Annotated in this window: 13 protein-coding genes; 10 read left to right on the top strand and 3 right to left on the bottom strand. The window is 71.4% G+C overall.

From position 1 onward, the window contains the following. Positions 1-80: 80 nt before the first annotated feature. Positions 81-881, bottom strand: coding sequence for an SGNH/GDSL hydrolase family protein (locus AB0O09_RS10260; RefSeq protein ID WP_363541095.1), 801 nt, complete (start codon positions 879-881; stop codon positions 81-83). Between the two features lie 188 nt (positions 882-1,069). Here AB0O09_RS10260 and AB0O09_RS10255 point away from each other — a divergent pair, with 188 nt between their 5' ends. The 9 genes from AB0O09_RS10255 to AB0O09_RS10215 all read left to right on the top strand — a co-directional run bounded on the left by AB0O09_RS10255 (position 1,070) and on the right by AB0O09_RS10215 (position 14,457). Continuing rightward, positions 1,070-2,083: a LacI family DNA-binding transcriptional regulator gene (locus AB0O09_RS10255; protein WP_363541094.1), complete on the top strand. Its 1,014-nt coding sequence runs from the start codon at positions 1,070-1,072 to the stop codon at positions 2,081-2,083. A 219-nt stretch (positions 2,084-2,302) separates the two neighbouring features. Further along, a complete protein-coding gene (locus AB0O09_RS10250; RefSeq protein ID WP_363541093.1) occupies positions 2,303-3,616 on the top strand; it encodes a discoidin domain-containing protein in 1,314 nt (437 codons plus the stop codon). 191 nt (positions 3,617-3,807) lie between these two features. Further along, positions 3,808-8,100 (top strand): discoidin domain-containing protein, encoded by a 4,293-nt coding sequence (locus tag AB0O09_RS10245; RefSeq protein ID WP_363541091.1) that lies wholly within the window; start codon positions 3,808-3,810, stop codon positions 8,098-8,100. Positions 8,101-8,541: 441 nt separating this feature from the next. Then, positions 8,542-9,939 carry an extracellular solute-binding protein gene (locus tag AB0O09_RS10240; RefSeq protein ID WP_363541090.1) on the top strand — a complete coding sequence of 466 codons (1,398 nt, stop codon included), beginning with the start codon at positions 8,542-8,544 and terminating at the stop codon, positions 9,937-9,939. A gap of 81 nt (positions 9,940-10,020) precedes the next feature. Further along, positions 10,021-10,965, top strand: coding sequence for a sugar ABC transporter permease (locus AB0O09_RS10235; RefSeq protein ID WP_363541089.1), 945 nt, complete (start codon positions 10,021-10,023; stop codon positions 10,963-10,965). 15 nt (positions 10,966-10,980) lie between these two features. Further along, positions 10,981-11,865, top strand: a complete 885-nt coding sequence (locus AB0O09_RS10230) for a carbohydrate ABC transporter permease (protein ID WP_363541088.1) — start codon at positions 10,981-10,983, stop codon at positions 11,863-11,865. 32 nt (positions 11,866-11,897) lie between these two features. Next, entirely contained in the window at positions 11,898-13,511 is a 1,614-nt protein-coding gene (locus AB0O09_RS10225; RefSeq protein WP_363541087.1) for a glycoside hydrolase family 13 protein, read from the top strand. A 35-nt stretch (positions 13,512-13,546) separates the two neighbouring features. Further along, complete coding sequence (locus tag AB0O09_RS10220; RefSeq protein ID WP_363541086.1) at positions 13,547-13,909, top strand: DUF1304 domain-containing protein; 363 nt, start codon at positions 13,547-13,549, stop codon at positions 13,907-13,909. Continuing rightward, positions 13,906-14,457 (top strand): TetR/AcrR family transcriptional regulator, encoded by a 552-nt coding sequence (locus tag AB0O09_RS10215; protein ID WP_363541085.1) that lies wholly within the window; start codon positions 13,906-13,908, stop codon positions 14,455-14,457. The genes AB0O09_RS10220 and AB0O09_RS10215 overlap by 4 nt, the downstream gene beginning before the upstream one ends. Before the next feature lie 29 nt (positions 14,458-14,486). Here the strand turns inward: AB0O09_RS10215 and AB0O09_RS10210 are convergent, their stop codons facing one another. Both AB0O09_RS10210 and AB0O09_RS10205 read right to left on the bottom strand, forming a co-directional pair. Beyond that, a complete protein-coding gene (locus AB0O09_RS10210; protein WP_363541084.1) occupies positions 14,487-15,023 on the bottom strand; it encodes a GNAT family N-acetyltransferase in 537 nt (178 codons plus the stop codon). Between the two features lie 25 nt (positions 15,024-15,048). Next, positions 15,049-16,101: a hypothetical protein gene (locus AB0O09_RS10205; RefSeq protein WP_363541083.1), complete on the bottom strand. Its 1,053-nt coding sequence runs from the start codon at positions 16,099-16,101 to the stop codon at positions 15,049-15,051. 156 nt (positions 16,102-16,257) lie between these two features. Here AB0O09_RS10205 and metH point away from each other — a divergent pair, with 156 nt between their 5' ends. After that, positions 16,258-19,776, top strand: coding sequence for a methionine synthase (gene metH / locus AB0O09_RS10200; protein WP_363541082.1), 3,519 nt, complete (start codon positions 16,258-16,260; stop codon positions 19,774-19,776). Positions 19,777-19,816 lie beyond the last annotated feature (40 nt).

Genomic DNA, 19,816 nt, shown 5'->3' with positions numbered 1-19,816 from the left:
TCGCGTGGAACGCCCCGTTCCACGGTCCCTACCTGCCCAGCCTACGGGCTTTGATGCCTTCCCAGGCCGGAGTGGGAAGCCTATCCGAGCGCGGCGTCCGACACGCTCGGCAGGTAGCCGCCGGACTGCCCGGCGGCCTTCGGGTGGTACGACTCCCAGAGCGGCAGGGTGATCGGGTGGATCCACTCGTCCGGGCCGCCCCGGCACGCTCCGTGTCCGTCGAAGCCTGCCCGGACGTCGGCGAAGCGGAAGCCCTGCTTGGCGGACTGACGCTCGATCAGGTCGTCCAGCGCGTCGGTGAGGGCGTTGAAGCGGGCCCGGCGGGCCTCGGTGCCGATCAGGCAGGTCGCGGCTGTGCCGAGCAGACGGGGGTATCCGGTGACGACCACGCGGGCCGCGGGGGCCTTGGCGTCCAGGGCGCGGTACAGCGTGTCGAGGCGGCCCGGGAGCTCCTCGCGCAGCCGGCGCTCGGACTCGTCCAGGGCGGCGTCGCAGTGCGCGTCCGTGGTGAGCGGCTGCAGGCAGGCGACGACGGCGTCGCCGAAGCCCAGGTCGTTGCCGCCCACGGTGAGGGTGACGAAGGTGGTGTCGGCGGGCACCCGTGGGACCTGGTCGCGCTCCACGTCGGCGGTGGCGGCGCCGTTGCAGGCGGCGAAGAGGAAGTCGGCCGGCCCGTTCGCGGCCCGCCAGAGCTCCGGGTAGGAACGGGTGGAGCGGCGGCAGCCGGCGCTCACCGGGTCGTAGGCCCCCGCGCCCACCCCGGCGGCGTAGGAGTCGCCGAGCGCCGCGTAGCGGGCGGCCGGGACGGCGCCGGCCGGGGCCGCGGCGGGCAGCAGGAGCAGGGGAGCGGCGGCGAGGGGGGTGAGCAGCTGGAGGCGCACGGGGGTACTCCGGTTCTGCGGGGACGGGAGCCCGCGGGGGAGGGGCCCGCGAGGATCCGAAGGGAGACGAGGGCGGCGCCGGATGACGTGCCGTCACGCATGGTAGTCATTCGCATGCGAAACGCGAGCGCGACAAGCTCTGCAAATTCACGCAAGCCGTTTGCGTTTTTTGCCGTACACTCACAGCCATGACACGACGACTTGCCGAAGTGGCGAAGAAGGTCGGGGTGAGCGAGGCGACCGTCAGCCGGGTGCTGAACGAGAAGCCCGGCGTCTCCGAGGCGACCCGGGCCGCGGTGCTCACCGCGCTCGACGTGCTCGGCTACGAGCGCCCCACCCAGCTGCGCGGTGAGCGGGCCCGGCTGGTCGGCCTGGTCCTGCCGGAGCTGCAGAACCCGATCTTCCCCGCGTTCGCCGAGGTCGTCAGCGGTGCGCTGGCCGGCCAGGGCTTCACGCCGGTGCTCTGCACCCAGACCGCGGGCGGCGTCTCCGAGGCGGACTACGTGGACCTGCTGCTGGAGCAGCAGGTGTCCGGCATCGTGTTCTTCGGCGGTCTGTACGCCCAGGGCGACGCCCCGCACGAGCACTACGACCGGCTCGCCGAGCGCAGCCTCCCGACGGTGCTGCTCAACGCCGCCATCGAGGACCTGGACTTCCCCCGGGTGTCCTGCGACGACGCGGTCGCCGTCGAGCAGGCGGTCGGACACCTGCACCAGTTGGGCCACCGCAAGATCGGCCTGGTGCTGGGCCCGGCCGACCACGTGCCCTCGCAGCGCAAGCTCGGCGCGGCCCGTGCGGCGCTGGCCAGGGCCGGTGTCGACCTGCCGGACGAGCACGTGGAGCAGGCCCTGTTCAGCCTGGAGGGCGGCCAGGCGGCGACCACCCGGCTGCTGCGCCAGGGCGTCACCGGCGTGGTCTGCGCGAGCGACCCGCTGGCGCTCGGCGCCGTCCGCGCGGTGCGCCGGGCGGGCCTGTCGGTGCCCGGCGACGTGTCGGTGATCGGGTACGACGACTCCTCGTTCATGATGTGCACCGACCCGCCGCTGACCACGGTGCGCCAGCCCATCGAGGCGATGGGGCGGGCGGCCGTCGAGCTGCTGGTGGGTGAGATCGCCGGGGTGAAGGTGACCCACGACGAGCTGCTCTTCGAGCCGGAGCTGGTGGTCCGGGGGTCCACCGCCCCGATGCGCGAACGGGGTTGACGTCCCGGGAGGAATCCCCGCAACCCACCCCCTGACGGACCGTCGGACCAAGGGCGGGCACTTCGGTGCCCGCCCTTTCGTGTGCCCGCATGCGGTGCGATCCGTTGACATGCTTGTAGCACCTCTGTAACTCTTGGCTGCTATCGCGCAAAACTCCAACATATCAACGTCAGATTCGCGATTCATTCTGCAACTTCCCCCCGCGAAGGCAGGACCCCCATGGGAATCTCGCGCCGCTCGCTCCTCCTGACGGCAGCCGCCGCCTCGACGGCCGGCCTGCTGCCGCCCGCGTCCGCCCGCGCGGCCGGCAGCCCGCCCGGGGACGTCGTCGGCAGGATCACCGTCGGCTACCAGGGCTGGTTCGCCTGCCCCGGGGACGGCGCCCCGATCAACGGCTGGTGGCACTTGTCCCAGGACCGGTCGCACGCGCCGTCCTCCCCCGGCAACAACGCCCTGCGGGCCTGGCCGGACATGCGCGAGTACACCGCCGGCCACCGCACGGCCTACGGTCCGCTCGGCGACGGCACCCCCGCCGTGCTGTTCTCCTCCTACGACCAGCAGACCGTCGACACGCACTTCCGCTGGATGCGTGAGTACGGCTGCGACACCGCCGCCCTCCAGCGGTTCGACCCCAACGGCGGCGAGGGCGCCACCCGCGACGCCGTGACCGCGAAGGTGCGCAGCGCCGCGGAGGCCAATGACCGGAAGTTCTACGTGATGTACGACGTCAGCGGCTGGACGTCGATGCAGGAGGAGAGCAAGGCCGACTGGACGGACCGGATGTCCCGGCACACCGCCTCGACCGCCCACACCCGGCAGAACGGCATGCCGGTGGTCGGGATCCTGGGGTTCGGCTTCGCCGACGCCAACCACCCCTGGAGCCCGGCCGCCTGTCCGGACGTCATCACCTGGTTCCGGGCCCGCGGCTGCTACGTGACGGGCGGGGTGCCGACGTACTGGCGCACCGGTGTCAACGACTCCCGGCCCGGCTACCTGGACGTCCACCACGCCTTCCACATGATCTCGCCGTGGACGGTCGGCCGGATCGGCACCGCCGCCGACGCCGGCCCACCCCGCCCACCACCGGCGGCACCACCCCGCCGCCGCCCGCCGGGGACCTCGCCCTGCACCGGCCGACCGCCGAGAGCAGCCACACCCAGGTCCACGGCAGCGGCAACGCCGTCGACGGCGACCCGAACTCGTACGGGGGAGAGCGCCAACAGCGCCTTCCCGCAGTGGATCCAGGTCGACCTGCAGACGGTCCACCCCGTCCGTCGCCTGGTCCTCGCGGTGCCGCCCGCCCCGGGGTGGGCCGCCCGCACCCAGACGGTCGCCGTGCTCGGCTCCACCGACGGCACCGCCTTCACCACCCTGGCCGGCGCCGCCGGGTACCGCTTCGACCCGGCCACCGGCAACACCGCCGTGCTCACCCTGCCCGCCGCCGTGCAGACCCGGTACCTCCGGCTGCAGTTCACCGGCAACACCGGCTGGCCGGCCGGGCAGCTCTCCGCGCTGCAGGTCTTCGCCCGGTAGCGCCCGTCCGGCCGGAACACCGGCACCCGCGCACCGCCGCGGGGAGGACGGACCCACCACAGACCTCGGGCCGCCGCACACCCGGCGGCCCGATCCGGGGCATGCCCCGGCGCACCCCGAGGGGTGCCCGCGCGGCGGAGCCGGGGGCCGCCACGCCGCGCACGCCATGACATCCGAGACAGAGGGACGCAATGAGATCCAACCGCACACTGCCGCGGCTCGGCGCCGCGACGGTCGCGACCGGACTGCTGCTGATGGTGATCGGGCCGGTCGTACCGGCCCACGCCGCCGGCGGTCCGAACCTCGCGGCCGGCAAGACCGTGACCGCCAGCAGTTCCACCGGTGTCCAGGTGGTCGGCAACGTCAACGACGGCAGCCAGGACACCTACTGGGAGTCGGCCAACAACGCGCTGCCGCAGTGGGTCCAGGTCGACCTGGGCAGCCCCACCGCGATCGACCAGGTGGTGCTGAAGCTGCCGGCGGGCTGGGGATCCCGGGACGAGACGCTGACCCTGCTGGGTTCCACCGACGGCTCGAACTTCTCCACCGTCCTCGGCTCCGCCGCCCAGTCCTTCGACCCGGGCGCCGGCAACACCGTCCGGCTGAACTTCGCCTCCACCACCACCCGTTTCGTGCGGGTGAGCGTCACCGCGAACACCGGCTGGCCGGCCGCCCAGATCTCCGAGCTGGAGGTGTACAGCTCGACCAGCGCCTCCGGCAACCTCGTCCGCTCGGCCACCGCCAGCAGCGCCAACGGCGCCTACACGGCGAACAACGCGGCCGACGGCAACACCGGCACCTACTGGGAGAGCGCCAACAACGCCTTCCCGCAGTGGTACCAGGCCGATCTCGGCTCCGCCGTGCCGGTCAACAAGCTGGTGCTGCGGCTGCCCTCCGGCTGGGAGACCCGCAGCGAGACGCTGAAGGTCCAGGGCTCCACCGACGGCAGCAACTTCACCGACCTGGTCGCCTCCGCCGCGTACACCTTCAACCCGGCCACCGGGAACAGCGCGACGATCAACCTGAGCACGACCACCACCCGGTACGTGCGCCTCTCGTTCACCGCCAACAGCGCCTGGCCGGCCGCCCAGCTCTCCGAGTTCGAGGTGTACGGTCCGAGCAGCGGCGACACCCAGGCGCCCGGCGCGCCCGGCAGCCTGGCGTACACCCAGCCCGGCTCCGGCCAGATCAAGCTGACCTGGAACGCGGCCGCCGACAACGTGGGCGTCACCGGCTACGACGTCTACGCCAACGGCGAGTTGCTGACCAGCGTGGCCGGGAACGTGCTGACCTACACCGACAGCCGCCCGGACGGTGCGACCGTCTCGTACTACGTCAAGGCGAAGGACGCGGCGGGCAACCAGTCCGCGGCCAGCAACACCGTCACCCGCACCGGCCAGAGCGGCGACACCCAGGCGCCCAGCGCGCCCGGCGGTCTCACCTACACCCAGCCCGGCTCCGGCCAGATCAAGCTGACCTGGACGGCCTCCTCCGACAACGTGGGCGTCAGCGGCTACGACGTGTACGCCAACGGCTCGCTGAAGGCCAGCGTCGGCGGCTCGGTGCTGACCTACACCGACAGCCAGCCGGACACCGCGACCGTCTCGTACTACGTCAAGGCGAAGGACGCGGCGGGCAACCAGTCCGACTCCAGCAACACGGTGATCCGCACCGGCCAGACCGGCGGCAGCGGCACCAACCTGGCGGCGGGCAAGCCGATCACGGCCAACTCCTCCGTCTACTCCTTCGTGGCGACCAACGCCAACGACAACGACGTCACCAGCTACTGGGAGGGCGCGGGCGGCAGCTACCCCAACACCCTGACCGTGGCGCTGGGTTCGAACGCCGACACCCGGCAGGTGGTGCTGGGGCTCAACCCGGCCTCGGCCTGGGGCGCCCGCACCCAGACCGTCGAGGTGCTGGGCCGCGAGCAGAGCAGCTCGACCTTCACCACGCTCGTCGCCGCCAAGCCGTACGGCTTCGACCCGGCCTCCGGCAACACGGTGACCATCCCGGTCAGCGCCCGGGTCGCCGACGTCCAGCTGAAGATCACCAGCAACACCGGCTCCAGCGCCGGCCAGGTCGCCGAGTTCCAGGTGGTCGGCGTGCCCGCCCCCAACCCGGACCTGACCGTCACCGGCACCACCGTCTCCCCGGCCGGCCCGGTCGAGACCGACGCCCTGACCCTCGCCACCACGGTGAAGAACCAGGGCAACGCCACCTCCGCCGCCACCTCGGTCAACCTGTACCTGGGCTCCACCAAGGTCGGCACCGCCCAGGTCGGCGCGCTCGCCGCGGGTGCCTCCGGCACCGTCAACGTGAGCGTCCCGGCGCAGAACGCGGGCAGCTACCGGCTCACCGCCAAGGTCGACGAGTCCAACGCCGTCATCGAGCAGGACGAGACCAACAACACCTGGACGGCGGCGAGCGACCTGGTGGTCAACCAGGTGGCCAGCTCCGACCTGGTGGCGGCACCGGTCTCCTGGTCTCCGTCCAACCCGGCGGCCGGCAACGCGGTCGACTTCACCGTGGCGATCAAGAACCAGGGCACCTCGGCGGCCGCCTCCGGCGCCCACGGGATCACCCTGACCGTGCTCGACGCCCAGGGCAACGCCGTCAAGACGCTGACCGGCTCCTACAGCGGCGTGATCGCCCCCGGCGCCACCACCTCCCCGGTGTCGCTGGGCAGTTGGACGGCCGTCAACGGCAAGTACACGGTGAAGACGGTCATCGCCACCGACGCCAACGAGCTGCCGGTCAAGCAGGCCAACAACACCGGCAGCCAGGGTCTCTACATCGGCCGCGGCGCCAACATGCCCTTCGACGCCTACGAGGCCGAGGACGGCGTGCTGGGCGGCGGGGCGGCCGTGGTCGGCCCGAACCGCACCATCGGCGACCTGGCCGGCGAGGCCTCCGGCCGCAAGGCCGTGACGCTCGACTCGACCGGATCCTCGGTGGAGTTCACCACCAAGGCGGCCACCAACACGCTGGTCACCCGCTTCTCGATCCCGGACAGCGCGAGCGGCGACGGCACCAGCGCCACGCTGAACGTCTACGTCGACGGCACCTTCCTCAAGGCGATCGACCTGACGTCCAAGTACGCCTGGCTGTACGGCAGCGAGACCGCGCCCGGCAACTCGCCCGGCTCCGGCGGGCAGCGGCACGTCTACGACGAGGCCAACCTGCTGCTCGGCACCACCGTGCCGGCCGGTCACAAGATCAGGCTGCAGAAGGACTCGGCGAACACCAGCCAGTACGCGATCGACTTCGTGAGCCTGGAGCAGGCCACCCAGACCGCCAACCCGGACCCGGCGAAGTACGTCGTCCCGGCCGGCTTCACCCACCAGGACGTGCAGAACGCCCTGGACAAGGTCCGGATGGACACCACCGGCACCTACGTCGGCGTCTACCTGCCCGCGGGCGACTACCAGACCGCGAACAAGTTCCAGGTCTACGGCAAGGCGGTCAAGGTCGTCGGCGCCGGCCCCTGGTTCACCCGGTTCTACGCGCCCGCCTCGCAGAGCAACACCGACGTCGGCTTCCGCGCCGAGGCCACCGCGAACGGCTCGACCTTCTCGGGCTTCGCCTACTTCGGCAACTACACCTCGCGGATCGACGGCCCCGGCAAGGTGTTCGACTTCTCCAACGTCGCGAACATCACGATCGACAACATCTGGACCGAGCACATGGTCTGCATGTACTGGGGCGCCAACACCGACAGCATGCGGATCACCAACTCGCGGATCCGCGACACCTTCGCCGACGGCATCAACATGACCAACGGCTCCACCGACAACCTCATCTCCAACAACGAGGCGCGGGCCACCGGTGACGACTCCTTCGCGCTGTTCTCCGCCATCGACGCCGGCGGCGCCGACGAGAAGAACAACGTCTTCGAGAACCTCACCACCATCCTGACCTGGCGCGCGGCGGGCATCGCGGTGTACGGCGGCTACGCCAACACCTTCCGCAACATCTACATCGCGGACACCCTCTGCTACTCCGGCGTGACCATCTCGTCGCTGGACTTCGGCTACCCGATGAACGGCTTCGGTGCCTCGCCCACGACGAACCTGCAGAACATGACGATCGTCCGGTCCGGCGGCCACTTCTGGGGCCAGCAGGTCTTCCCGGCGATCTGGGTCTTCTCGGCCTCCAAGGTCTTCCAGGGCATCCGCGTGAGCGACGTCGACATCGTCGACCCGACCTACAGCGGCATCATGTTCCAGACCAAGTACACCGGCAGCCAGCCGGAGAACCCGGTGAAGGACACCGTCTTCACCAACGTCTCGATCACCGGCGCCAAGAAGAGCGGCGACGCCTTCGACGCCAAGTCCGGCTACGGCATCTGGGCCAACGAGATGCCCGAGGCGGGCCAGGGGCCGGCGGTGGGTGAGGCGGTCTTCAACAACCTCACCATGAGCGGCAACGTCAAGGACGTCCAGAACACCACGTCCACGTTCAAGATCACCGTCAACCCGTAACGATTGCGCAAACGAAGCAGGGCGGGCGCCCTTCGGCCCGCCCTGTTTCGACGTTTCCTGCAGTCGCCTGTGGGTCGCTTGCGCGGATGGTTGCGCAACCCGTGCCACCAGGGCCGGCAAGGGCTTCCGGGGCCCCTGTGAGGGGTCTTTCGGCAGATGGCGGGCGGGGTGCGGCGACCGTGCGGCTGCCAGGGAGGTCACGCAAACCTGCGCGATTGGTGTCGTCTTTTTGCGAAATGCCGTCGACATCTTGTGGACATCTGTCGAGGCTGGTTAAGTAGTCGACATCGGCCGGCGCTGCTGCCAGACGCAGCGACCGTGCCCCGGCCTCGCACGCTTCCCCGGCTCCCGGACGTCTTCCGGGGCCGGCCCCCCACCGGAAATCCACGGGCACCCCCGCGCCCAGGCGCAGCCCGCACGTGCTTGAAAGGGTCCATCCGCATGACCAGAGACCGGCTCCTCCGCAGAACCGTCGCCCTCGCCGCCGCCGCGGGCCTCGCCCTCACCGCGGCCGCGTGCTCCTCCGGCTCCGACACCGGCAACTCCGGGGACTCCGGCAAGCCCGCGGCCAGTGCCTCCCTCGACCCGAACGCCAAGGTCACCATCAGCATCGACTGCCAGCCGCCGACCACCAAGCCGGCCGAGCGCAAGCAGTGGTCCGAGGACGTCGCGGCGTTCAACAAGCTCTACCCGAACGTCACGATCAACGCGAAGGACGCCTCCCCCTGCGAGGAGCCGGCCTCCTTCACCGCCCAGCTCAAGGGCAAGACCCAGCCGGACGTCTTCTACACGTACTTCACCGACCTGGACCAGGTGCTCGACGCCGACCAGGCCGAGGACATCTCGGCCTACGTCAACGAGCGGACGGTGCCCGCGCTGGGGGACATCGACCCGTCCGTCATGAAGACCCTGACCTCGGAGGGCAAGCTCTACGGCCTGCCCACCACCAACTACAAGATGGGCCTGCTGTACAACCGCAAGCTCTTCAAGCAGGCCGGCCTCGACCCGGAGAAGCCGCCGACCACCTGGGCCGAGGTCCGCGAGGCCGCCAAGAAGATCGCGGCGCTCGGCAACGGCGTCAACGGCTACGGCGACTACAGCGCCACCAACCAGGGCGGCTGGCACTTCACCGCCGAGCTCTACGGCCTCGGCGGCTCGATGACCACCGAGGACGGCAAGAAGGCCGCCTTCAACACGCCCGAGGGCAAGCAGGTCCTGCAGAACCTGTACGCCATGCGCTGGACCGACAACACCATGGGCGCCACCCAGAGCCTCAAGTGGCCCGACCTGATGACCCAGATGTCGACCGACAAGCTCGGCATGTACGTCGGCGCGCCGGACGACATCACCTACATGGTGCAGACCCTCAAGGGCAACTACGAGGACTACGGCATGGGCCCGATGCCCGGCGGCAAGGGCGCCCTGCTCGGCGGCGCCGACTACATGTTCAAGAAGGGCTCCACCCCGGACCAGATCAAGGCCGGCATCGCCTGGGTCAACTTCAAGTGGCTGACCATGGGCAAGGGCCAGTTCGACTACGCCCGCACCAAGGCCGACGGCCTGCCGGTCGGCCTGCCGCAGCCCTTCCTGTTCGGCGGCTCCACCCTGGAGGCCGACAACAAGGCCAAGGCCGCCAGCGCCACCGTCCCGGTGCAGAACTACGCGCCGTACCTGGCCACTTCGGTGCCCGGCAAGACCGAGCCCGCCAACGCCCAGCAGATCTACAAGGTCCTCGACGGTGCCGTCTCGGCCGTCCTGACCGACAAGAACGCCAACGTCGACAAGCTGCTCTCGGACGCCGAGAGCCAGGTCAACCAGGTGCTGGCCAACCTCCAGTGACGGCCGGTGGGGGCCGGCCGGTGGGGGCCGGCCCCCACGCACGCCCGAGCCACACCCTCCGACCGACCGGGAGTAACCCCCATGGCAGCGATCAGCGTCTCCGCCCGCCGGAAGACCGAGCCACCGGCGCACGCCGATCCCTCGCAGGGCCGCGCCGCCCTCCGTCAGCGCATCCGCAGGCACCTCACCGGCCATGGCTTCCTGCTCGGTGCCCTGCTCTGCTTCGCGTACTTCTCGTGGTACCCGATGGTCCGCGAAGTGATCATGAGCTTCCAGAAGACCAAGCGCGGAAGGACCACCTGGGTCGGCACGGAGAACCTGGACCGCATCCTCGCGGACCCGGACTTCTGGCACGCCTGGCGCAACACCCTGCTGTTCACGGTGCTCGCCCTGGTGCTCGGCTTCGCGGTGCCGTTCGTCGTCGCCGTCCTGCTGAACGAACTCCGCCACGCCAAGGCCTACCTGCGCATCCTGGTCTACCTGCCGGTGATGCTCCCGCCGGTCGCCTCGGTGCTGCTCTTCAAGTACTTCTACGACCCCGGCTACGGCCTGTTCAACGCGATCCTCAAGGCGCTCCACCTGCCGACCTCGGCCTGGCTCAACTCGCCCACCACGTCCATGCTCTCGGTCGTCATCGCGGCCACCTGGATGAACATGGGCGGCGCCACCCTGATCTACCTGGCGGCCCTGCAGGGCATCCCCGGCGAGCTCTACGAGGCCGCCGAACTCGACGGCGCCGGCCTGCTGCGCCGGATCTGGCACGTCACGATCCCGCAGACCCGGCTGATCCTCTCGCTGCTCCTGCTGCTGCAGATCGTCGCCACCATGCAGGTCTTCGTCGAGCCCTACCTGCTGACCGGCGGCAACGGCCCGCAGAACTCGACGCTGACCGTCGTCAACCTCATCTACCAGTACGCCTTCAGCTTCAACAACTACGGCAGCGCCTCGGCGCTCGGCCTGGTCATGCTGCTCGTACTCGCCGGCTTCTCCGCGCTGTACGTGCGCCTGAGCCGCACCAACGACTAGGACGGGAGCACCGCCATGGCAGACACCTCCACCCGTACCCTGATCTCCGAGACGCAGCTGAACCGCCCGTTCGGCAAGGCGGTCTACCGGGCCGTCCTCGTCCTGGTGGTCGTGGCCTTCACCCTGGTCTTCCTCGGCCCGCTCTACTGGCTGGTGACCGGCGGACTGAAGTCCACCCAGGAGGTCATCCAGAGCCCGCCGACCTTCTACCCGCACCAGGTCCACACCGACACGTACACCGAGGCGTGGTCGAAGCTCAACATGGGCCGGCTGCTCTTCAACACGCTGTACTACGCGTTCGGGGCACTCGCCTTCCAGCTGGTCTTCGACGTGGCCGCGGCCTACGCGCTCTCCAAGCTGCGGCCCGTCCTCGGCAACCTGATCCTCGGCATGATGCTGGCGACGCTGATGATCCCGTCCACCGTGCTGATCGTGCCGCAGTACCTCACCGTGCTGGATCTGCCGCTGCTGCACCTCAACCTGATCAACACCCCGTGGGCGATCTGGCTGCCCACCGTGGCGAACGCCTTCAACATCTTCCTGCTGAAGCGCTTCTTCGACTCGGTGCCGGAGGAGCTGATGGCCGCCGCCGCCATCGACGGCGCGTCGCCGCTGCGGGCGCTGTGGTCGATCGTGCTGCCGATGTCCCGGCCGATCCTCGGCGTGGTCTCCATCTTCGCGGTGGTGAACGTCTGGAAGGACTTCCTGTGGCCGCTGCTGGTCCAGCCGGACCCGAAGAACCAGCCGCTCAACATCGGCATCAACTCGCTGTCCATCGGCGTGCCGCAGAACGTCGTGATCGCCGCCCTGGCCATCGCCTCGGTACCGACCATCGTGTTCTTCCTGATCTTCCAGCGCAACATCATGGCCGGCCTGACCTCGGGCGGGCTCAAGGGCTGACGGCCCGTCATTTCTCGAAAGGACTACCCACCGTGGTACAGCAGCCCGACCGCCGGGACTGGTGGCGAGACGCGGCGATCTACCAGGTCTACCCGCGCAGCTTCGCCGACGGCAACGGCGACGGCACCGGTGACCTGGCGGGGATCCGCGCCCGGCTCCCGTACCTCGCCGAACTCGGCTTCGACGCCGTCTGGTTCAACCCCTGGTACCCCTCCCCGCTGAAGGACGGCGGCTACGACGTCGCCGACTACCGCGCCATCGACCCGGTCTTCGGCTCCCTGGAGGAGGCCGAGAAGCTGATCGCGGAGGCCCGCGACCTCGGCATCCGCACCGTCGTGGACATCGTGCCCAACCACGTGTCCGACCGGCACCCGTGGTTCCGGGCGGCCCTCGCGGCCGGCATCGGCAGCCCCGAGCGCGAGCTCTTCCACTTCGCCGAGGGCCGCGGCGAGCACGGCGAACTGCCGCCCAACGACTGGAAGTCGGAGTTCGGCGGCTGCCCGTGGACGCGCATCGAGGACGGGCAGTGGTACCTCCACCTGTTCGCCACCGAGCAGCCCGACCTCAACTGGGCGCACCCGCTGGTCCGCCGGGAGCACGAGGAGATCCTGCGGTTCTGGTTCGACCGCGGCGCCGCCGGCGTGCGGATCGACTCGGCCGGCCTGCTGACCAAGGAGCCCGGCCTGCCCGACTTCGAACCCGGCGTCGACACCCACCCGTTCGTCGACCGCGACGACCTGCACGAGATCTACCGCTCCTGGCGGGCGATCGCGGACTCCTACGAGGAGCCGCGCGTCCTGATCGGCGAGATCTGGGTGCCGGACACCGAGCGGTTCGCCCGCTACCTGCGCCCGGACGAGCTGCACACCGCCTTCAACTTCGACTTCCTGGCCCGCCCGTGGTCGGCCGCCGAGCTGCGCGCCTCGATCGACGGCACGCTGGCCGCGCACGCCCCGGTCGGCGCCCCGGCCACCTGGGTGCTCGCCAACCACGACGTCACCCGCACCGTCACCCGCTACGGCCGCGAGGACACCCGCTTCCGGTTCGCCGCCAAGCGCTTCGGCACCCCGACCGACCTCGGGCTCGGCCTGCGCCGGGCGCGCGCCGCCGCGCTGCTCTCGCTGGCGCTGCCCGGCTCGCTCTACCTCTACCAGGGCGAGGAGCTCGGCCTGCCCGAGGTCGAGGACCTGCCGCTCGGCAGCCTGCAGGACCCGATGCACTTCCGCTCGGGCGGCACCGACCCCGGCCGCGACGGCTGCCGCGTCCCGATCCCGTGGTCCGGCACCCTGCCGCCGTACGGCTTCGCACCCGACGGTGCCGAGCCCTGGCTGCCGCAGCCGGCCGGCTGGGGCGCGCTCACCGTGGCGGCGCAGACCGGCGACCCGGACTCGATGCTGGAGCTCTACCGCGCCGCGCTGCGGATCCGCCGCGAGCGGATCACCGGCGGCTTCGACTGGCTGCCCTCCGGACCGGAGGTGCTGGCCTTCCGGCGGGCCGACGGGTTCGGCTGCCTGGTGAACCTCGGCGAGCAGCCGGTGCCGCTGCCCGAGGGCGCCCGTCCGGTGCTCAGCAGCGGAGCCCTCGTGGAGGGCGGGCTGCCGTCCGACACCGCGGTGTGGCTGGAGTTCCTGGACACTCGTCTATGATTGCTGGACAGGTGTCCATGAAATCGGAGTGATCCATGCAAACGGCGGCGAACGTCCTGGTCGGCCTGGTGGCCGCACTGCACGCGTACATCCTGGTGCTGGAGATGTTCCTCTGGGAGCGCTCCCCGGGCCGGAGCCTCTCCGGCTTCGACGCCGGCCTCGCGAAGGCGACCGCGCCGCTCGCCGCCAACCAGGGCCTCTACAACGGCTTCCTGGCGGCCGGCCTGGTCTGGGGCCTGATCGCCGCCGACCCGGTCGGCCGCGACGCCCAGGTCTTCTTCCTGAGCTGCGTCGTGGTCGCCGGCCTGTACGGCGGCGCCACCGCCAACCGGCGGATCCTGGTCGCCCAGGCCCTGCCCGGAGCCGTCGCGCTCGCCGCCGTGCTGGCCGCCGGATGAACGACCCCCGTGCCGAGCGCACCAGGGCCGCCCTGCGCGGCGCACTGCTCGCCGAGTGCGGCGAACGGCCCCTGGCCGAGGTGAGCGTCTCGGCCGTGGTCCGCCGCGCGGGCCTCGGCCGGGCCACCTTCTACCTGCACTACGAGGACCTGCGGGCGCTCGCCGTCGACGCCTGCGGGGAGGTGGTCGAGGCCGCCGTCGACGCCCTGCACGACTGGCGCGGCCCGGTCGACCCGGCGGCACCGCCCGCCGCGCTCATCGCCTTCCTGGCGGACGCCGCCGGGCACGCCGCCCTCTACCGGGGCCTGCTCGACCCGGGCGGCGGCGGCCCGCTCGGCGACCTCATGCACCGGCGGCTGCGGGAGCGCAGCCGCACCGAACGCGAACGGGCCGGCGCCCCGCACGCCGACACGGTGGCCTCCGCGGTCGCCGCGGCCTTCACCGGCCTGCTCGCCGACTGGCTGCACGGCCTGATCACCGCCGACCCGCCCACCTTCGCCGGCCGGGTCTGGCGCCTGCTGATCGCCCTGCACAGCACCCCGCTGTGACCCCCCGCGCGCCCCCGCGCGTACCGGTGCTACGGCAGGTTGCGGGCCCAGATCCAGTCGAGGCCGTCCTCGCCGATCTCGTCCAGGTGGGCGGCGCGGGTCAGGCCGGCCTTCTCGGCGACGCGCTGGGAGGCCAGGTTCTCCGGGCGTATCCGGGCGATCAGCGGCAGCCGCGGCAGCTCCCGGCCGGCCCAGGCGACGACCGCGGTGGCGGCCTCGCCGGCCACGCCCCGGCCCCAGCAGGCCGGGTCGAAGCGGTAGAAGAGGTTGAGCCCGCGCAGCCCGCCCAGCACGGTGGGCTTCACCCCGCAGAAGCCGAGCGGCTGCTCCGCCCCGCGGCCGCGCACCACCCAGTACCCGAAGCCGCTGCGCTGCCACCGCTCGTCCCAGCGCCGGTACAGCCACTCGGCCTCGGCCCTGGTGCGCAGCGCGTCGGAGGGGTTGTGCCGGCAGGTCCGCGGGTCGCGGTGGACGGCCAGGATCGCCGCCACGTCCGCCGGGACCGGCCGCCGCAGGACTAGGTGATCGGTCGTCAGTTCCGCTGCGTCCAGAGCCGGTTCGGTCATGGCCGCAGCCTAACCCGGGCGGCGTTCAGCGGCACCAGCCGTTGCGGTAGGCGTTCCAGTCGGCCGGGGTGGCGGTGAAGTCGACGTACAGCGCGAGGCCGAAGGACTGCCGTTCGTCGCGGCCGAGGGCGAGCCGGGCGCCGCGGACTGCCGCCGCGACGGTCTCGGCGGAGCCGCGGTGGCCGAAGTCGTCCTGCCAGTACGCGGGCAGGCCCATCAGCAGGTCCACCGAGTCCGGGGTGGCGGCCAGCGCGAGTTCGGTCTGCCGGGCGACGTAGCCGCCGTACAGCGACTCCAGCGGCATCCCGGTGTCGTAGCTCATCACCGCGATCTGGTCGACCCGCCGGGCGACGTCGGCGAAGTACTCCTTCGACCACCACTTGCCGTGGTCGGCGACCGCGAGCCCGACCCGGTGCAGCCCGGGGACGGGGTCGATCTGCGGGGCGGCGACGGAGAGCGGCACCCCGGAGGCCGCGGTGAGCGGGCGGACCTGGTCGAGCAGGGCGAGGAAGCCGGCCGAGCCCGAGCGGACGGGTTCGAGGTCGAAGTGCACGCCCTCGAAGCCGAGGGCCAGGGTCTGCACGGTGGCGACGGTGATCCGGGTGCGGACCTCGGGCCGGTCCAGGTGGAGGCCGTCCTTCTCCGGGGCGACCACGTCGCCGAGCCAGGCCTGCACCCGCAGGCCGGGCAGCCGGCGGTGGACGCCGTCCAGGAGCCAGCGGGCCTGCGGGGCGAGCGCGGGGTCGAGCGAGCCGTCGTGCGCGAGCGGCCCGGTGTGCACGTACAGGTCGTGGACGCCGGTGCCTGCGAGGCGCGCGGCGAGTGCGGTGAGGTCGGCGTCGGTGCGTCGCCCGTCCACCCAGGCGTGGCCGAGCCAGAGGGCGTCGCGGTCCCGCGTCTTGGCCTCGGCGGGCGGTTCGCCCACGTACTGGAGGCGGAGGGCGAAGGCGGCGCCGCCCACCGGAAGGAGCAACAGGCCGAGGACGGCGAGGACGGCGACGGTGAGCCGCCGTCGTTTGCTCCGTCCGGGTCGCAGCCTGTGCAGCCACGCCGCCGGCGCGGTGATCCTCCGTGGCACCCGGCCCCTCCCGTCCCGTCCGTTCAGGTGGACAGGACGCCCAGGATGCGGAACGGGTTCCGTCGCCGGGCAGGTGTCCGGATACCCTGACGGCGTGCATCCCCGAACCAGGAGGGGACGCATAGCCGACAGCCGTCGCACCCAGGGAGTCGCCCCATGGCCACAGCCGTCCCCTCGTCCGCCGCAGCCGCCGCCCACCAGGAGCGTGCGAACGCCCTCCGCGAAGCCCTCGCCACCCGCGTCGTGGTGGCCGACGGCGCGATGGGCACGATGCTGCAGGCGCAGGACCCGACCCTGGAGGACTTCCAGCAGCTGGAGGGCTGCAACGAGATCCTCAACGTCACCCGCCCGGACATCGTGCGCTCGGTCCACGACGCGTACTTCGCCGTCGGCGTGGACTGCGTGGAGACCAACACCTTCGGCGCCAACCACGCCGCGCTCGGCGAGTACGAGATCGCCGACCGCATCGTCGAGCTGTCCGAGGCCGGTGCCAGGATCGCCCGCGAGGCGGCCGACGAGTTCACCGCCCGGGACGGCCGGACCCGCTGGGTGCTCGGCTCGATCGGCCCCGGCACCAAGCTGCCGACCCTGGGCCACACCACCTTCGAGGTGATCCGCGAGGGCTTCCGGCAGAACGCGGCCGGCCTGATCGCCGGCGGCGCCGACGCCCTGCTGATCGAGACCAGCCAGGACCTGCTGCAGACCAAGGCCTCCGTGCTGGGCGTCAAGCAGGCGCTCGCCGAGGCGGGCCTGGACCTGCCGGTGCTCGCCCAGGTGACGGTGGAGACCACCGGCACCATGCTGCTCGGCTCGGAGATCGGCGCGGCGCTGACCGCCCTGGAGCCGCTGGGCATCGACTACATCGGCATGAACTGCGCCACCGGCCCCGCCGAGATGAGCGAGCACCTGCGCTACCTGGCGAAGAACGCCAAGGTCGGCCTCTCCTGCATGCCCAACGCCGGCCTGCCCGTCCTCGGCAAGGACGGCGCGCACTACCCCCTGAGCCCCGAGGAGCTGGCGGACGCCCACGAGACCTTCGTGCGCGAGTACGGCCTGTCGCTGGTCGGCGGCTGCTGCGGCACCACCCCCGAGCACCTGCGGCACGTGGTCGAGCGCGTCCAGGGCCGCCCGGTGGTGGCCCGCGACCCGAAGCCGGAGGCGGCCGCCGCCTCGCTCTACCAGTCGGTGCCCTTCCGTCAGGACCTCTCCTACCTGGCGATCGGCGAGCGCACCAACGCCAACGGCTCCAAGAAGTTCCGCGAGGCGATGCTCGCCGAGGACTGGCAGGCCTGCGTGGAGATCGCCCGCGACCAGATCCGGGACGGCTCCCACCTGCTCGACCTGTGCGTCGACTACGTCGGCCGGGACGGCGTCGCCGACATGCGGGAGGTCGCCACCCGGCTGGCGACCGCCTCGACCCTGCCGCTGGTGCTGGACTCCACCGAGCCGGAGGTGCTCCGGGCCGGCCTGGAGGCGCTCGGCGGCCGCGCGGTGCTCAACTCGGTCAACTACGAGGACGGCGACGGCCCCGAGACCCGCTTCGGCAGGATCGCCTCGCTCGCCCGCGAGCACGGTGCCGGCCTGATCGCGCTGACCATCGACGAGGAGGGCCAGGCCCGCACCGCCGACAAGAAGGTCGCCATCGCCGAGCGGCTGATCGAGCAGCTCACCACCGAGTACGGCATCGACGAGTCGTCGATCCTGGTCGACTGCCTCACCTTCACCCTGGGCACCGGTCAGGAGGAGTCCCGCCGGGACGGCATCGAGACCGTCGAGGCGATCCGCGAGCTGAAGCGCCGCCGCCCGCAGGTGCAGACCACGCTCGGCCTGTCCAACATCTCCTTCGGCCTCTCGCCGGCCGCCCGCGTGGTGCTGAACTCGGTCTTCCTGCACGAGTGCGTGGAGGCCGGCCTGGACTCGGCGATCGTGCACGCCTCCAAGATCCTGCCGATCGCGCGGATCCCCGAGGAGCAGCGCGAGGTCGCGCTGGACCTGGTGTACGACCGCCGCCGGGACGGCTACGACCCGCTGCAGCGCCTGCTGGAGCTGTTCGAGGGCGTCTCCTCGGCCTCGGTGAAGGCGTCCAAGGCGGAGGAGCTGGCGGCGCTGCCGCTGGAGGAGCGCCTGCAGCGGCGGATCGTCGACGGCGAGCGCAACGGCCTGGAGGCCGACCTGGACGAGGCGCTGACGACCCGTCCGGCCCTGGAGATCATCAACGACACGCTGCTGGCCGGCATGAAGGTGGTCGGCGAGCTGTTCGGCTCCGGCCAGATGCAGCTGCCGTTCGTGCTGCAGTCCGCCGAGGTGATGAAGTCCGCGGTGGCCCACCTGGAGCCGCACATGGAGAAGTCCGACTCGGAGGGCAAGGGCACCATCGTGCTCGCCACCGTGAAGGGCGACGTCCACGACATCGGCAAGAACCTGGTCGACATCATCCTGTCGAACAACGGCTACAACGTCGTCAACCTCGGCATCAAGCAGCCGGTCTCGGCGATCCTGGAGGCGGCGCAGGAGCACCGGGCGGACGTCATCGGCATGTCCGGACTGCTGGTCAAGTCCACGGTGATCATGAAGGAGAACCTGGAGGAGCTGAACCAGCGCGGGCTGGCCGCCGACTTCCCGGTGATCCTCGGCGGCGCCGCGCTCACCCGCGCCTACGTCGAGCAGGACCTGCACGAGGTCTACCAGGGCGAGGTCCGCTACGCCCGGGACGCCTTCGAGGGCCTCAAGCTGATGGACGCGCTGGTCGCGGTCAAGCGCGGCGTGCCCGGCGCGGCCCTGCCGGAGCTGCGGCAGCGCCGGCACGCCCGGGTCGAGGTCGAGGAGGTCGAGGAGGTCAACCTCGGCCAGGTCCGCTCCGACGTGGCCGTCGACAACCGGGTGCCGGTGCCGCCGTTCTGGGGCGACCGGATCGTCAAGGGCATCCCGTTCGCGGACTACGCCTCCTGGCTGGACGAGGACGCGCTGTTCAAGGGCCAGTGGGGCCTGAAGGCCTCGCGGACCGGCGACGGCCCCTCGTACGAGGAGCTGGTGGAGACCGAGGGCCGGCCGCGGCTGCGGATGTGGCTGGACCGGCTGCAGACCGAGGGCTGGCTGGAGCCCGCCGTGATCTACGGCTACTTCCCGGCCAACTCCAAGGGCGACGACCTGATCGTCCACAACGAGGACGGCTCCGAGCGGACCCGGTTCACCTTCCCGCGGCAGCGCCGCGGCCGCCGGCTCTGCCTGGCCGACTTCTTCCGCCCGGAGGACTCCGGCGAGCGCGACGTGGTGGCGCTGCAGGTGGTCACCATGGGCAACCGGGTCTCCGAGGCCGCGAACGAGCTGTTCGCCGCCAACGCCTACCGCGACTACCTGGAGCTGCACGGCCTGTCGGTGCAGCTGGCCGAGGCGCTCGCCGAGTTCTGGCACGCCCGGGTCCGCTACGAGCTCGGCTTCGGCGACGAGGACCCGCAGGACGTCCGCGACATGTTCGCCCTGAAGTACCGCGGCGCCCGCTTCTCGCTGGGCTACGGCGCATGCCCGGAGCTGGAGGACCGCGCCAAGATCGCCGAGCTGCTGAAGCCCGAGCGGATCGGGGTGGTGCTCTCCGAGGAGTTCCAGCTGCACCCCGAGCAGTCCACCGACGCCATCGTCATCCACCACCCCGAGGCGAAGTACTTCAACGCCAGGTAACCCGTCCGCTGCGCTCCGTTCGGCACATTTCCGGTCGGCG

Origin of the sequence: Kitasatospora sp. NPDC093679, from assembly GCF_040683455.1 — a bacterium.
Taxonomy (GTDB): domain Bacteria; phylum Actinomycetota; class Actinomycetes; order Streptomycetales; family Streptomycetaceae; genus Kitasatospora; species Kitasatospora arboriphila.
Note: the sequence above shows the minus strand (reverse complement) of the source record. Positions and strands in the feature narration are given on the sequence as shown.